At 49.0% G+C, this 14,484-nt stretch carries 13 protein-coding genes; 6 read left to right on the forward strand and 7 right to left on the reverse strand.

The annotated features are described in order from the left end of the window. Window positions 1–28 precede the first annotated feature (28 nt). Complete coding sequence (locus tag AAZR23_RS12375) at window positions 29–1,501, reverse strand: anion permease (protein WP_434692906.1); 1,473 nt, start codon at window positions 1,499–1,501, stop codon at window positions 29–31. 192 nt (window positions 1,502–1,693) lie between these two features. Continuing rightward, window positions 1,694–2,632 carry a helix-turn-helix domain-containing protein gene (locus AAZR23_RS12380; RefSeq protein WP_166707019.1) on the reverse strand — a complete coding sequence of 313 codons (939 nt, stop codon included), beginning with the start codon at window positions 2,630–2,632 and terminating at the stop codon, window positions 1,694–1,696. Between the two features lie 80 nt (window positions 2,633–2,712). Here AAZR23_RS12380 and AAZR23_RS12385 point away from each other — a divergent pair, with 80 nt between their 5' ends. Further along, entirely contained in the window at window positions 2,713–3,309 is a 597-nt protein-coding gene (locus AAZR23_RS12385; protein WP_054423647.1) for a TetR/AcrR family transcriptional regulator, read from the forward strand. Between the two features lie 73 nt (window positions 3,310–3,382). Here the strand turns inward: AAZR23_RS12385 and AAZR23_RS12390 are convergent, their stop codons facing one another. Both AAZR23_RS12390 and AAZR23_RS12395 read right to left on the reverse strand, forming a co-directional pair. Beyond that, complete coding sequence (locus AAZR23_RS12390; RefSeq protein ID WP_434692909.1) at window positions 3,383–4,324, reverse strand: alpha/beta hydrolase; 942 nt, start codon at window positions 4,322–4,324, stop codon at window positions 3,383–3,385. An 18-nt stretch (window positions 4,325–4,342) separates the two neighbouring features. Continuing rightward, window positions 4,343–4,993, reverse strand: coding sequence for a LysE family translocator (locus AAZR23_RS12395; protein WP_218427447.1), 651 nt, complete (start codon window positions 4,991–4,993; stop codon window positions 4,343–4,345). Window positions 4,994–5,381: 388 nt separating this feature from the next. Here AAZR23_RS12395 and AAZR23_RS12400 point away from each other — a divergent pair, with 388 nt between their 5' ends. The 5 genes from AAZR23_RS12400 (at window position 5,382) to AAZR23_RS12420 (ending at window position 11,753) form a co-directional block, all read left to right on the forward strand. Continuing rightward, window positions 5,382–6,275: a hypothetical protein gene (locus AAZR23_RS12400; RefSeq protein ID WP_317419831.1), complete on the forward strand. Its 894-nt coding sequence runs from the start codon at window positions 5,382–5,384 to the stop codon at window positions 6,273–6,275. A gap of 513 nt (window positions 6,276–6,788) precedes the next feature. After that, window positions 6,789–8,087 (forward strand): dicarboxylate/amino acid:cation symporter, encoded by a 1,299-nt coding sequence (locus tag AAZR23_RS12405; RefSeq protein WP_218427449.1) that lies wholly within the window; start codon window positions 6,789–6,791, stop codon window positions 8,085–8,087. Between the two features lie 444 nt (window positions 8,088–8,531). Further along, entirely contained in the window at window positions 8,532–10,190 is a 1,659-nt protein-coding gene (locus tag AAZR23_RS12410) for a fumarate hydratase (protein ID WP_166707023.1), read from the forward strand. Window positions 10,191–10,216: 26 nt separating this feature from the next. Continuing rightward, window positions 10,217–10,807 carry a cob(I)yrinic acid a,c-diamide adenosyltransferase gene (gene cobO, locus AAZR23_RS12415; RefSeq protein ID WP_046891984.1) on the forward strand — a complete coding sequence of 197 codons (591 nt, stop codon included), beginning with the start codon at window positions 10,217–10,219 and terminating at the stop codon, window positions 10,805–10,807. A gap of 193 nt (window positions 10,808–11,000) precedes the next feature. Then, window positions 11,001–11,753: a M48 family metalloprotease gene (locus AAZR23_RS12420; protein ID WP_182107521.1), complete on the forward strand. Its 753-nt coding sequence runs from the start codon at window positions 11,001–11,003 to the stop codon at window positions 11,751–11,753. Between the two features lie 66 nt (window positions 11,754–11,819). Here AAZR23_RS12420 and AAZR23_RS12425 read toward each other — a convergent pair whose 3' ends face one another. From AAZR23_RS12425 to cobC, 3 genes are read right to left on the reverse strand one after another with little or no spacing between them, the layout of a single operon-like run. Then, window positions 11,820–12,731, reverse strand: a complete 912-nt coding sequence (locus AAZR23_RS12425) for a LysR substrate-binding domain-containing protein (protein ID WP_046891986.1) — start codon at window positions 12,729–12,731, stop codon at window positions 11,820–11,822. A 31-nt stretch (window positions 12,732–12,762) separates the two neighbouring features. Beyond that, on the reverse strand, window positions 12,763–13,824 hold the full coding sequence (gene cobT, locus AAZR23_RS12430; RefSeq protein WP_434692914.1) for a nicotinate-nucleotide--dimethylbenzimidazole phosphoribosyltransferase: 1,062 nt from the start codon (window positions 13,822–13,824) through the stop codon (window positions 12,763–12,765). A gap of 30 nt (window positions 13,825–13,854) precedes the next feature. Beyond that, window positions 13,855–14,481: an alpha-ribazole phosphatase gene (cobC, locus tag AAZR23_RS12435; protein WP_434692916.1), complete on the reverse strand. Its 627-nt coding sequence runs from the start codon at window positions 14,479–14,481 to the stop codon at window positions 13,855–13,857. Window positions 14,482–14,484: the final 3 nt, after the last annotated feature.

Consider the following 14,484-nt stretch of genomic DNA (forward strand, 5'->3'; position numbering starts at 1 on the left):
ATTCAGGACGATAATGCGGGCCGGTCTGTTACCAGTATCCGAGGAACCGCCACCACAGACTGCCGGCGATAATCCAGATAACCAGGTTGACGATGCTCATCACCAGACCGGTTTTCCACCATTCCCCGAGTGTGGTGTACCCCGAACCGAAAATAATCGGCGCGGTACCGGTGCCGTAGTGGGTCAGTGACATCATCAGCGAGGAGGAGAACGCCAGAGTCAGCCCGAGCAGCATCGGCGGTGCGCCGAGTGCCAGTCCGGCGGCATAAAATGCGGCGAACATCGCGGTGATATGCGCGGTGGTACTGGCGAAAAAGTAGTGAGAATAGACATAAAATAACACCAGCAGCAGCATCCCGCCGGTCCAGCTTATCCCCAGGTGGTCAATACCGTTGCCGACCGTCAGGGAAACCCATTTGATCAGCCCGAGCTTGCCGAGAAACGATGCCATCATCACCAGTGCGGCGAACCAGACTACCGTATCCCATGCCCCTTTATTTTTCAGAACATCATCCCAGCTGAGTACACCACTGCACAGCAGGGCGGCAAGGCCGATAAAGGCGGCGGTGGTCGGATTAACGTTATATTCGCTGCCGAACAGCCAGCCGGGCACACCGGCCCACAATGCCAGCAGCAGAATAAAGACCCCGAGTGTGATTTTTTCCGGCAGGGAAACCGGGCCGAGCTCGCGGATACGCTCACGGGCAAATTCAGGCGCATCCGGGGTGGCGGTGATTTCCGGTTTATACAGAAAATAGATCACCAGCGGCATGGTGATCAGCGAGATAAGCGCAGGTAAAAATGCGGCCACGGCCCACATCGACCAGCTCAGTTCCGCCCCTTTTCCGGCTTCCTGCACAATCAGAGTAACAATCAGCGGGTTAGGCGCGGTTGCCGTGATAAACATCGCGGACGTAATGGGGTTGGTATTGTAATTAACCAGGGCCAGATAGCGGCCGATTTTCCCGCTGGTGCCGTCATCCGCTTTCGAGCCGAAACTGTCAGAGATTGAACGCATAATCGGGTGGATAATTCCGCCGCCGCGCGCGGTATTACTGGGGGTAACCGGTGCCAGCACGGTTTCGGCAATCGCCAGCGAATAGGCGATACCCAGCGTTTTTTTGCCGAACAGAGAAATAAAATAATAACCGATACGTGCCCCCAGCCCGGTTTTATTCAGACTGAGAGAAACCATAATAGAGATCCCGATGAGCCAGATAAGCTCATTGGAAAAGCCGCTCAGGGCATCAGCGAGCGCCGCTTTTGCTGAACCGGGATTAGTGACGCCGGTCAGGGCGACAAGTGCAATCGCCACCATGGAAACCGCACCGATAGGCAGTGCTTTGCCGATAATAGCGGCGATGGTGCCGACAAACAGCGCGAGCAGGTGCCACGCGTTAGGATCAACACCGTCAGGTACAGGAACAGCAAACCAGATAATACAGGTAATAAGAATCGCGATTAAGGAAGGAACGGGTTTCAGCGGAGTCAGTTTATTCATAGGTCCGTCCGTGGTAATTGTATTTAACTGCCGGAGGATGACGTATTGATATTGAATAACAGGGTATATTATATAACAACCTGAAAATAACAGTGCTGTTATTTGCTGATAATAATCAATGTTATGTCAGATACCGGTTATTTATTCTGTAACAGAAAATAACCGGTATGAACAGGGAGGAAATGAGGGGGATCACAGAACCGGAATATAATAATCTACACACAGATGTTCAGGCGGATTATCACTCATTGCTTCGGTACGGGTATATTTTTCGATATCCGAACCGGGACGACGGCATAATCCGAGTTGCGGCAATGCGTATAAATACACATTAAACGTGAAATCCCGGTAATCACTGAACAGGCCGTTAAAATGGAATTTCGCATATTTTCCGCTGCCGATCACCGCCGGGGTCAATTCATTTTCCCGTACAATAAACGCCGGATCATCCACACCGATATGATAGCCGATAGCAATACAATCCGGTTGCTCTGACGTCCGGTCATAGTCTGTGCGGACATAGCAGTACGGAAGCTCCGGTGATACCAGGCGGATAAAATCACGCCAGAATGTTGTGCGGATCTCTTCATGCAGATGGCCGATTTCATCCAGCGGAGACTGGTAGTGATAACCTTTTTCCAGTACCGGGATATTATCCAGCATAACAATATCCGGCTGCGGCAGCGGCGGCATTTCCAATTGTACCGGTGGTTGCAGCGTCGTCAGATCCCAGTTTGGACTGCGGCGGTATGCCGTCGGCGTCATATTAAAGACCGCTTTAAAACGGCGGGCAAAAGATTGCTGGGAATCAAACTGATACTTCAGGGCGATATCGCCGATATTCTTTGTGGTCAGCCGTAATTCGGTGGCTGCTTTTGTCAGACGGCGGCGGCGGATATAGCCTGCCAGGGTCATATCGGTGAATCGTTTAAAAATCCGCTGAAAATACCATTTGGTATAGCCGGAACGTTCCGCCACCACATCCAGTTGCAGCGACTTATCCAGGTTATGCTCAATCCACAAAATAATGTCTTTTATCACACTGAGATAGAAGGCATTTTCATCCTGTTCTTTATCGGTGACCGGCGCGGAATCAATAAATTCCGTGACAGTGCTATCATGTTTAAGCATAAGGATTCCCGTTTGTTGGCACCCAAAAAAATACTGTGATACGATTACATACTGATAGTATGTAACAGGGCATTTTTACCATGAACACACTGACCAGGCAACAGGAAAATTCAGCACGGACGCGGCTGGCATTACTGATTTCAGCGCACAGACTTTTTATTGAAAAAGGCTATCAGTCCGTTTCGATTGATGAAATTGCCCGCGATGCGCGGGTCACAAAAGGGGCGTTTTATCACCACTTTAAAAGTAAAAGTGACCTGCTGAAACACTGTTATGAAATGCAATTGCAGAAGATCAGTGAGGCTCTCGGTAATAATGAACCGCTGACGGATAAATGGGAAGAGCTGAAGATGATTGTCCGCAGTTTCATGAATTATCTGGAGCAGCATTACCGGGAATTAATTCCGGTTCAGGAAGTGATGCCGGTGATCGGCTGGTATGAATTTGAGGATATTAACCGGCGTTATATCAGTAACCGGGTGGATAATATTGTGAATCAGCTGATAGCAGAGCAGATAATTAAAAGGTATGACTCTTATCTGTTATGCAGCCTGATCCACGGTTTTATGATGCATATTACCCTGAATATTAAAAGTCTTGCCGAATTCCCCGGTTTTAAAGACGATTTTACTGAGATTTATAATAACTTTCTGCAAACACTGAAAAAACCGTCCTGATATACCATTTTCACAGACACCGGTTTTCGCTGACATCTGTTTTTGCTGACATCAGTTTTCCGCTGATACGGCATCAGCGGCCGGATAAAAACCGGGTAATAGCCGGAACCAGCTCCGGGTGCAGCGGCAGCGCCGGATTATTGTAACTGCTGATGGCGGCTGCGCAGTCCGCAGGTGTTTCTTTCAGAACGTGATTCATTGTCGCGATCTCCGCATACTGATTATCCGGCGCGGTGCGGATAAGACGGCCGCCGTTATCCGGGCTTATCTGGCAATCATGCCCGCCCTGAATAATGACTCCCGGTACGGTGACCTTTGCCAGTTCTTCCGCAGGATCATACTGCATCCACACCATGAAATAGCGCTGTAATTCCGGTGAAAACAAAATATTGAGGGAGGGCGGGATATTCTCCGTGGTTTTCTCCGCTTTCAGCCGGTCAATGACATCGTTGATATAGGTCAGTGCTTCCGGCGGAAATGGCTGGGTACTCATTTGTTTTTTCAGGATAATATCGATGGTATATCCCGCAGGAGAGACCAGGATTATCCCGGCCGGTTTCTGTTCCTGAGCCATCAGGGTGGCAAATAACGCGCCTTCACTGTGACCGAGCAGGTACACCGGAATATCCGGATAACGCTTCTGCAGAAAATCAAACCACGCCTGATAATCCCGCAGATAACCGGTAAAGGTGATATCTGCCGGCGTGACGGTTGCAGCACCGGCACCTGTACCGGTTTTGTCTGTCCGCAGTGTGATATATCCGGCGTCACTCAGGGCATCCCCCAGCATCCGCAGACTATCCGTCCGGCTGGCCGGACTGTTACCGTCACGATCTACCGGACCGGAACCGGCAATAAACAAAATGGCACCTTTTGGTGCGGTATTTTCCGGCAGTGTCAGTGTGCCGTTAAGGCCGTTTATTTCTGCCGGGATATTTTTCCCGGCCGCAGCCGTTTGCAATGAAATAAAAATAATCAGCAGGGCGGTAAAACAATGGCGTAAAACAGCAGTCACAGTAATATCCTGATTAAGTTAGGGTGTGCTTTTAAATGTCATATGAATAATTTTCAGTCCGACCAGACCGAGAATGATACCGGCGGTTTTATCGATCCAGAAGGCACAGCGATTAAATTGCTGACGTACTGCGGGACGAGTCAGAAGATACATAATCAGACTGTCCCAGATTAATACAGCCATCACCATCCAGAGTGCAATACCGGTTTTAAATAGTGCGGAATTATCCTGACTTTCCAGTACAACAGTAAACAGACTTAAATAGAATAATAAATTCTTGGGATTTAACAGGCCGGAGGATAAGCCGACCAGAAATTCTTTGGTGAACGTACTCTGCGGATGCGTATTTTTATCTTCTGCTGCCTGTGCCATCAGAAAACGGTAATCAGATTTTTTTGCCCGTAATGCCTGCCATGCGATAAAGAGCAGGAATACTCCGCCGAACAATTTAATCAGAATCATCAGCGTGACAGATTGTGCAAGGATAGCGCCTGCACCGGCCAGACAAAGTACAATATACAGTGCATTGGCAGTGGCAATACCGGAGACAACACCGAATGCCACCCGTCTGCTGTTACGCAGGGTACTTTTTATAATCAGCAGAAAATCAGGCCCGGGGCTTATCAGAGCGATAAAGTGAGCGAGCGCCACAGCAAAAAAAATCATCATGATGATTATCCGGCACAAAAATGAAGTAATAAAAAAAACATATCACTGAACCGGGTATTGTCATACAGAAATATTGTCAGGGTGCACATAATGCGCGATAACATCACCGGATGCCGAATAGTTAAATATTAATAACGAATTAAAATAATCTGCTTTTTTCTATTCTGCTGGTTGTGACAGTAATAATGCGAATTGGCGATAACAGAAAAGAAACTGCGGAAAAAACACAATAACTCCTGATGATATAAGTCATCATTCTGTTATTTTCCGGCTTTTCCTGATTATTGTATTTTTAGCCGCCGGAATTTGGCAGTAATTTATCCTATGCCGGGTAAATAAGGATTGATAATATCGGGGCTGTGTTCAGAACAATATGATGAGACCGATTATGAAAACCGCAATAAAACTAAGTGTATTAGGTTCTGCCGTATTATTAATGGCGGCCTGTGACAGCCTGGACCCGGACAGTACCAAAAATGAATTCTGGTACAGTAATCCGGCTGACAGCACACTGACATTTAAAGTGGATGACAAAGAATACACCACTGAGCCGGGTACTGCCGGAAAACTGAAATTATCACCGGGTATGCACAGCATTGAAAATGCCGCGGGTGAGAAACAGAACTTTATGGTGTATGACAATAACAGCGGCGGCATTATTAACCCGGATAATCACGTCTATTATATGCTGTCTGAAGTCTACGCGGTCGAAGGGCAGAGTAACCGTTTTAAACCGGCAATGTATGATGTCACCATTAACGGCCATGATATACAGATGCCGGTACGCAGCAGTAATGCCACGGTGATTGACCATAATCTGTTTAATTGCAGTTACCCGGTCGGCACGCCGTTCCCGGCCGAAATTACCACCAGTAACCGTCAGTCTGTCGGTAATATTAAAACCAAGTGTTTTGATAAAGCGGAGCTGGTGGCGTATGTCGAATCCGATTACGGTGAAAAATTACAGCCGCCTGCACCGGGTGATGAGCTGAAAGACTCCGTTAATATGACCTTCGATTACACCATTCCGGAGCCGCAGTTCAAAGATGCTGAAACACAGAAGCAGGCACTGAAATTAACCGGCCTGCTGAAGCAGATTAAAGAGTCTGACGATCCGGATATTCACGATAAGCTGAATAAAGAGATCCATCAGGTCACGATGGATCTGGTTTCTGCCTCTGCCGGGTCCGCGTCATCCAATACGGTGGCGGAGAATGAATACTACAACACATTTATCACACAGACCGGCAATTTCCGCGCCTTTGGTATTCAGCCGAAATAAGCCTTTTTTCTCACCATGGTCCTCTGATGGCGGCATTTGATGCCGCCCTTTTTTATTAATTTATTTAATGAAAAATAACGGCGTGCTTATTTTATCAGCAACAAAAAATTAAAAAATAAAGAGAGGGACATCAAATAAAAAAGGAGTATGATTTCAGGAGAGCCGTATTTTTTATCTGAAAAACGGCCGGTAGTATAAAAAAACAACATCAGCGTTAATCTGATGTAAATAATGGTTTAAAACACACTTTATTACGTAACATCTGTTATGTAATTCTTTATCTGCGACAAAGTAATGGCGGAATTATGTACAGTCCGCCCGGTAAAATAACACATCACTATGTCAATAGCGGTGTATTTTATTGATCATTTTGTTAAAGGCAGATGTCAGTTTTGTTCTGAACTCCCTCACTTTCTGCTTGTTATTTTTTCTGCGGCCGTCAGGCTCAGAAGAAATTAATCAGATTTTTTTAAGTCTCCGGGGGATTAAGTACATCAGCATTATGGAGATAGTATGAAGTCAAAAAGTTTAACGACCTGGATAGTGGCGGCATTATTTATCGGGGTGATTGTCGGCGTTGCGCTGAACAATCTGGCCACACCCGGGTTCAATCAGCAATATTCTGCCGATATCTCAGTGGTGACGGATATTTTCCTGCGACTCATTAAAATGATTATCGCGCCGCTGATCCTCTCCACGCTGGTGGTGGGTATTGCAAAAATGGGGGATGCGCAGACACTCGGGCGGGTTTTCTCCAAAACTCTGTTTTTATTTGTATGTGCTTCTTTTATTTCCATTACGCTCGGGTTGCTGATTGTTAATCTGCTTAAACCGGGTGCCGGTATTAACTTTGTGGCACCGGCGGATACTGTAGTGGACAATATGGCGACCGCCGCGTTTTCGGTGAAAAACTTTATCGCCCATTTGATCCCGACCAGTATCGTTGATGCGATGGCCCGCAATGAAATTTTGCAGATCGTTGTTTTTTCTATTTTTATGGGGGTTGCTCTTTCCGCTATCGGTGAAAAAGGTAAACCGATTCTGACGGTGCTGGAATCGGTGGTCAGCCTGATGCTGAAACTGACCGGTTATGTCATGCTGTTTGCGCCGCTGACCGTTTTTGCCGCCATTTCAGGGATGATTGCCGAGCGCGGGCTGGTGGTACTGCTGGAAGCCGGTATTTTTATGGGCGAGTTCTATCTGACGCTGGCCACATTATGGCTGGTGTTAATCGGCCTGGCGGTTCTGATTACCGGGCGCTGCATTTTACGCCTGACCAAAGGGATCACCGAACCGGCGCTGCTGGCATTTACCACGTCCAGTTCTGAGGCGGCGTTCCCCGGCACACTGAAGCAGCTTGAACAGTTTGGTGTTTCCAATAAAATTGCCAGCTTTGTGCTGCCGATTGGCTACTCCTTTAACCTTGTCGGTTCAATGGCGTACTGCTCTTTTGCGGTTATCTTTATCGCGCAGGCCTGTAATATTGAGATTTCCATGGGCGACCAGATCACCATGCTGCTCATCCTGATGCTGACATCAAAAGGTATGGCCGGTGTGCCGCGCGCCTCACTGGTGGTGATTTCCGCCACACTGACACAGTTTAATATTCCGGAAGCCGGATTAATTCTGCTGATGGGTGTCGATCCGTTCCTCGATATGGGCCGCTCTGCGACCAACGTGATGAGTAACGCGATGGGGGCAGCGATTGTCGGCCGCTGGGAAGGCGAGCATTACGGGGAAGGCTGTCACGGAAAACCGCCGGTAACGGTTGTTGATATGACAGAGCCGGAGCTGCTGAAAAAAGCAGGCTGAAGAATCTGTTTCAGGTATGAAAAAAACACAGGTACGGATTTTTACCTGTGTTTTTTTATATTCACAGTCTGCATCTCATGACCCGCTTAACACTTTTACATTTTCATTGTTCTGTATTTCCGTATTAAGATCTCATTTTTATTAAAATAAATTTTGGTTTTTTATTTTATAAATTTAATTCAATCATCAAATGTAACAGTAATATGTTATTTTCTCATTTTGAAATCGTTAATTTACAGTTTACATCATTGTTTTTAAATGAATTTAATAATGATATTAAAATGGTGTGATACGTGTCTGTTCCTTCATGAAATTCACCAACTTCTTCATTTTAATCATTTGTTTTCGTGTGTAATAAGCCACCATAATCGTGGCAGGTAAATTTATTTTTAAATTGTGCGTCAATACGTTCTTCATTTTTCTGATTTAATACGAGTGAATATAATGACAAATAAAACTTTTGAGTATCAGGAGCCATTCCCGTTATCGGAAGATAAAACGGACTATTATCTGCTGAGCAGGGAGCACGTTTCCACGGCGACATTTGAGGGCCGTGAGATGCTTAAGGTTGAACCTGAAGCGCTGACACTGATTGCCCAGCAGGCCGTGCATGATGCCTCCTATTTCCTCCGTCCGGCACATCAGAAGCAGGTCGCACAGATTTTAAGCGATCCTGAGGCCAGCGAAAACGACAAATATGTCGCGCTGCAACTGCTGCGCAATGCGGAAATCTCAGCCAAAGGTGTTCTGCCGAACTGTCAGGATACCGGCACCGCGACTATCGTGGCGAAAAAAGGTCAGCAGGTGTGGACCGGCGCCAATGATGCGGAATGCTTATCCCGTGGTATTTACAACACATTTCAGCGCGAAAACCTGCGTTATTCACAGAACGCGGCACTGGATATGTACACGGAAGTGAATACCGGTACCAACTTACCGGCACAGATTGATATTCTGGCGACTGAAGGCGCAGAATATCACTTCCTGTTTATCAACAAAGGCGGCGGTTCTGCCAACAAAACCGCGCTGTATCAGGAAACCAAAGCGATTCTGGAACATGATCGTCTGAAAGCATTCCTGATCGACAAAATGAAGTATCTCGGCACCACGGCCTGCCCGCCGTACCATATTGCGTTCTGTATCGGCGGTACTTCACCGGAAATGAACCTGAAAACGGTGAAACTGGCCTCCACCAAATATTATGACAATCTGCCGGATACCGGTAATGAGCTGGGCCGCGCTTTCCGTGACCGTGAGCTTGAGCAGGAACTGCTGGAAGCGACCCGTGAATTCGGCTTTGGTGCACAGTTCGGCGGTAAATATTTCGCCCATGATATCCGTGTGATCCGTCTGCCGCGTCACGGTGGTTCCTGCCCGATTGGTCTGGCTCTGTCCTGTTCGTCTGACCGTAATATTAAAGGGAAGATCACCAAAGACGGGATCTGGCTGGAAAAACTGGAATACAATCCGGCAAGTTACATTCCGGAATCCATGCGCAAAGAGAATGAAAGCGACATGGTCAGCATCGACCTGAACCGGCCGATGGCTGAAATTCTGAAAGAGCTGAGCAAATATCCGGTCTCCACCCGCGTCTCTCTCAGTGGTCCGCTTATCATTGCCCGTGATATCGCGCACATGAAACTGAAAGAGCGTCTGGACAGCGGACAGGGATTACCGCAGTATTTTAAAGATCATATGGTGTACTATGCAGGTCCGGCGAAAAAACCGGAAGAACTGGTCTCCGGCTCTCTCGGCCCGACCACCGGTAACCGGATGGACCCGTATGTGGACTTGTTCCAGTCGCAGGGCGGCAGTATGCTGATGCTGGCAAAAGGCAACCGCAGTCAGGCGGTGACCGATTCCTGTAAAGCACACGGCGGCTTCTATCTGGGCAGCATCGGCGGTTCAGCGGCGATTCTGGCACAGGAATATGTGAAGAGTCTGGCGATTCTGGAATACCCTGAACTGGGTATGGAAGCGGTCTGGAAAATGGAAGTTGAAGGGCTCCCGGCCTTTATCCTGGTGGATGACAAAGGGAATAACTTCTTCGAACAGGTTCAGACGAAAAAATGTGAGAAATGCGTGGCAGGCCAGCCTGCCTGATCCAACACTTTCCCTGAGGAGTTTGCATGAGCGACGAACGTTATCAACAACGGCAACAGAAACTGAAAGAGCATGTCGACGGGCGCGTTGCCGCGGCTCAGAAGACCGGCGGAGTCCTGATGGTCTTCACCGGTAACGGGAAAGGGAAATCCACAGCGGCCTTTGGTACTGCGACCCGCGCCGCCGGGCACGGCATGAAAGTTGGCGTGGTGCAGTTTATCAAAGGCCAGTGGGAATGCGGTGAACGCAATGTGCTGGAAAAACTGGGGGTTGAGTTCCATATTATGGCCACCGGTTTTACCTGGAACACACAGGATAAAGAGGGTGATACCAAAGCGGCACAGGAAGTGTGGCAGTACGGCAAAGCGATGTTACAGGACCCGTCCTATGATCTCGTGGTGCTGGATGAGCTGACTTACATGGTGCGCTATGGTTATATCGACCTGGATGAGATTATCAGTTATCTGAAAAACCGCCCTGAAAATCAGAGCGTGATTATTACCGGCCGGGGATGTCACCGCGATATCACCGATCTGGCAGACACCGTCAGTGAACTGCGTCCGGTCAAGCACGCGTTTGACAGCGGTATTCAGGCGCAGAAAGGTATCGACTGGTAATCAGTTTCATCAATACAGTATTCATTAATACACACTGTTATAAATAATCGCTCCGCTTATACGGGGCGATTTTTTTTGCCGGTACGGCGGTGTTATACCCGTTTTTCAGAATAGACCGCTGGTGCCGGATAAACCGGAATTGCTATTTTTACAAATCGGAGAAATACCCTGTAAAAAAACGGAAACTAATATAATGAAATTAAAGACAATCTCTGCTCTTGCGGTATCTGCTGTTGTTCTGGCCGGTTGCCAGAATATGAATTATGACAGTCTGGCACAGTCAGGCGGCCAGTTATTTCAGGCAGCAACCCTGTCTGATGCGGATATGATAAAGCTGTCTGATGGCGCCTGCAAAGAGATGGATGCGCAAAATCAGGTTGCACCGGCATCCGGAAAATATGCGGTCCGCATGGAAAAAATCGCCAAATCATTAGGTTCTGATGTAAACGGAACCAAAGTGAACTACAAAGTCTATATGACCAATGAACCGAATGCCTGGGCGATGGCCAACGGCTGTGTCCGTGTCTACAGCGGCCTGATGGATATCATGAATGATAATGAAATCGAAGGTGTTCTGGGACATGAATTAGGGCATGTCGGCCTCGGTCATACGAAGAAAGCCATGCAGGTTGCTTATGCGGCCGTGGCGGCAAAAACCGCAGCAGGTTCAGCAGGGGGGATTGCGTCCCAGCTGAGTAATTCTCAGTTTGCTGATATGGGTGTAAAACTGGTTAATGCCCAGTTCTCTCAGCTTCAGGAAACAGAAGCGGATAATTATTCTTATGATCTGCTGAAAAAACGCGGTATTTCCACTGAAGGTCTGGCAACCGGGTTTGAAAAGCTCTCGAAAATGGACAAAGGGCAGAACAGTATGTTTGATTCTCACCCGCCGACCACAGAGCGCGCAGAAAATATCCGTAAGCGGATAGCGGAAGATAAAAAGTAATTAGTACGGTGCAGTGCTGACCGGTAACAGAACGTATGCCCTCTGTATCAGCAGAGGGCATATTTATTAAGACAAAATCAGTTCTTTTTCCCGTGATTTCTCATGGATCCAGTCACTGAATTTCCGCAGGTTGAGTGATCCTTTTTTGTCCTCTTTATAAGTAAGAACAAAGCGGTTGCCGGTACTCATCGGCAGGTCACACGGGATCACCAAATCGCCGTTTTCCAGATCTTTCTGGATAGCAAAGCGCGGCAGCAGCGCCACACCGAGATTCGAACGGATAGCAGAGATCAGCATTGAAAGCAGATCAAAGCGCGGGCCGACCCGGGTTTTCGGGTTGTGAATGCCCGAGAGCTGGAACCAGTCACTCCAGGCGTCGAGGCGGGTGGTCTGATGCAGCAGGGTGAATTCTTCCAGCAGCTGACCGGTGGTGAGTTTGATTGTGTCATCCCGCCACAGCATGCGGCTGCACACCGGTACCAGCTCTTCTTCAAACAGATATTCAAAATCTGGCCACGGATTGCAGAAATCCTCACGCATGATCGCGGCATCGTATTTCAGGCTGGTAAAATCGGCCGGTGTGGTTAATGCACTGATACTTAATGCGATTTCCGGATGTTTTTCACGAAAACTCTGTAAGTTCGGGATCAGCCAGTGTGTGCTGAAGGTTGGTGTCACCGCCAGTTCAAACAGTTGCTGTGATGACTGCCAGGACATAATATCCTGGGTGTCTTTTTCCAGTTTATCCAGGGTGTCATGCACCAGTCCGAGATAATGTTTGCCGGCATCACTGAGGAAAATACGTTTGCGGACGTGATGAAACAGCGACACATTCAGAAATTCTTCCAGCGCGGCAATCTGGCGGAAAACCGCACTCTGAGTCAGTGATAATTCTTCCGCTGCTCTGGTGTAGCTTTCATACTGTGCAACAGCTTCAAAGGTGATCAGTAAATCCGTTTTCGGGATCTTCTTTCGCATAGCGTTTTACTCCCTAAAAATATAATCCATTTTACCGGATGGGGGATGGCGGCAGGGTGAAACCGCTGCCGGCCTGATGCCCCATATGACAATACATGCTGCATGCGGCATCAATGACGGACATGGCTAATGCCGCGCCGCTGCCTTCACCCAGCCGGAGATCCAAATATAAGAAAGGTTTGATACCGAGCTGCTCAAGCGCGATACCCGCGCCTTTCTCGGCAGAAAAGTGGGACGGGATCAGATAGTCCCGGACCGCAGGCGCCAGACGGCAGGCCGCAATTGCGCAGGCGTAAGATAAAAAGCCGTCGAGCACAACAGGAATACCGCAGGCCGCGGCACCCAGAATGACACCGGTCATCCCTGTCAGATCATATCCGCCGACTTTGGCGAGCACATCAATGGCATCTGCCGGGTCAGGATTGTTTACTGCGATAGCCTGCCGGACCACCGCTTCTTTGTGGGAAACGCGATCCAGCGGCAGATTGGCGCCAATCCCGACCGTATCATGCGGATCAAGCGCGCACAGGACACTGATCATGGCAGAGGCCGGTGTGGTATTGGCAATACCCAGTTCCCCGGTGCCGACAACGCGGATCCCGGCGGCAACCCGTTGTTTTACCAGCTCCGCGCTGGCGACCAGCAGATGTTCCGCATCGGCGTAAGACATTGCCGGGCCTTTGGCGATATTGCCGCAGCCGCGTGCCAGTTTCAGGGAAATCATGTTATCGATAGGGTCACAGTCAATGCCGATATCCACCGGCAGTACGCTGGTTCCGTTACTGCGGGCAACGGCACAGACGCCGGTCAGCTGTTTCTGAATGTTACGCGCCTGGATCGCGGTGACTTCCTGCGGGGTGACGGCAACGCCTTCTGCAAATACGCCGTGATCCGCGCACATCACAATAATTTCTTTCTGCAGATTATCCGGATGTTCAATCCCCGGCATACCGGCAAGACGAATCGCGAGCTCCTCAAGCCGTCCGAGACTGCGCGGCGGCTTTGCCAGTCCGTTGATATGCTGCTCTGCCGCCTGCATGGCTGCGTGATCCGGGGATGGGATCGCCCGGATCAGGTCTTTCAGTGTTGTCATTTTTCTTATGCTCACATTCTGTTTTTATAATTAAACAACAGGCGTAAAACAGGATCGCCCGTTAAATACAGCTAATGTCATAAATCCGTCGCGGCATTCCGCCACACTGTAACTGTCCTGTTCACAGGGAAACTGCCACATGGCTTCTGCGGGCAGGCCGAACCAGCGGGTGATGATCAGCCCGAGCACGCCTTTATGGGCGACAATCAGCCGGGTTGCCGGGGTTTCTGACGCCTCCCGGCGCAGTTCGTCCGCTACCGCCTGAACCCTGGCCGCAAACTGCGGAAACGGCTCTCCGCCGGTGGGTGCGGCATGCTGCCAGTCCTTCATCCAGGTGTCCCAGTCAGCCGGGAAACGGGCGGCAATCTCACTGTAATGCTGCATTTCCCACTCTCCGAAGTGCATCTCATTGAGGCGCGGATCACAGTGATAGTGATGATTTTCCGGCGGGCGGATGTATTCCGCTGTCTGTCTTGCCCGCTGTAATTCACTGATCAGTATAGTATCTATCTGAATATCCCGCAGATAAGAGGCCACGGTTGCCGCCTGATGGTGACCGTGTTCCGTCAGCGGTAAATCCGTGCTGCCGTAGAACAGAGCGTCTTTGTTTCCGGCGGTTTCCCCGTGGCGGACCAGGATAAAGCGGCTGATGCTCATCCT

Source organism: Morganella sp. Je.2.23 (assembly GCF_051129855.1).
GTDB classification, from domain to species: Bacteria; Pseudomonadota; Gammaproteobacteria; order Enterobacterales; family Enterobacteriaceae; genus Morganella; species Morganella sibonii.

Bases quoted from the DNA above. Each gene is read 5' to 3' on its own strand.
- AAZR23_RS12375 (WP_434692906.1), bottom strand. From the start codon at position 1,501: ATGAATAAACTGACTCCGCTGAAACCCGTTCCTTCCTTAATCGCGATT.
- AAZR23_RS12380 (WP_166707019.1), bottom strand. From the start codon at position 2,632: ATGCTTAAACATGATAGCACTGTCACGGAATTTATTGATTCCGCGCCG.
- AAZR23_RS12385 (WP_054423647.1), top strand. From the start codon at position 2,713: ATGAACACACTGACCAGGCAACAGGAAAATTCAGCACGGACGCGGCTG.
- AAZR23_RS12395 (WP_218427447.1), bottom strand. From the start codon at position 4,993: ATGATGATTTTTTTTGCTGTGGCGCTCGCTCACTTTATCGCTCTGATA.
- AAZR23_RS12400 (WP_317419831.1), top strand. From the start codon at position 5,382: ATGAAAACCGCAATAAAACTAAGTGTATTAGGTTCTGCCGTATTATTA.
- AAZR23_RS12405 (WP_218427449.1), top strand. From the start codon at position 6,789: ATGAAGTCAAAAAGTTTAACGACCTGGATAGTGGCGGCATTATTTATC.
- AAZR23_RS12410 (WP_166707023.1), top strand. From the start codon at position 8,532: ATGACAAATAAAACTTTTGAGTATCAGGAGCCATTCCCGTTATCGGAA.
- cobO (WP_046891984.1), top strand. From the start codon at position 10,217: ATGAGCGACGAACGTTATCAACAACGGCAACAGAAACTGAAAGAGCAT.
- AAZR23_RS12420 (WP_182107521.1), top strand. From the start codon at position 11,001: ATGAAATTAAAGACAATCTCTGCTCTTGCGGTATCTGCTGTTGTTCTG.
- AAZR23_RS12425 (WP_046891986.1), bottom strand. From the start codon at position 12,731: ATGCGAAAGAAGATCCCGAAAACGGATTTACTGATCACCTTTGAAGCT.
- cobT (WP_434692914.1), bottom strand. From the start codon at position 13,824: ATGACAACACTGAAAGACCTGATCCGGGCGATCCCATCCCCGGATCAC.
- cobC (WP_434692916.1), bottom strand. From the start codon at position 14,481: ATGAGCATCAGCCGCTTTATCCTGGTCCGCCACGGGGAAACCGCCGGA.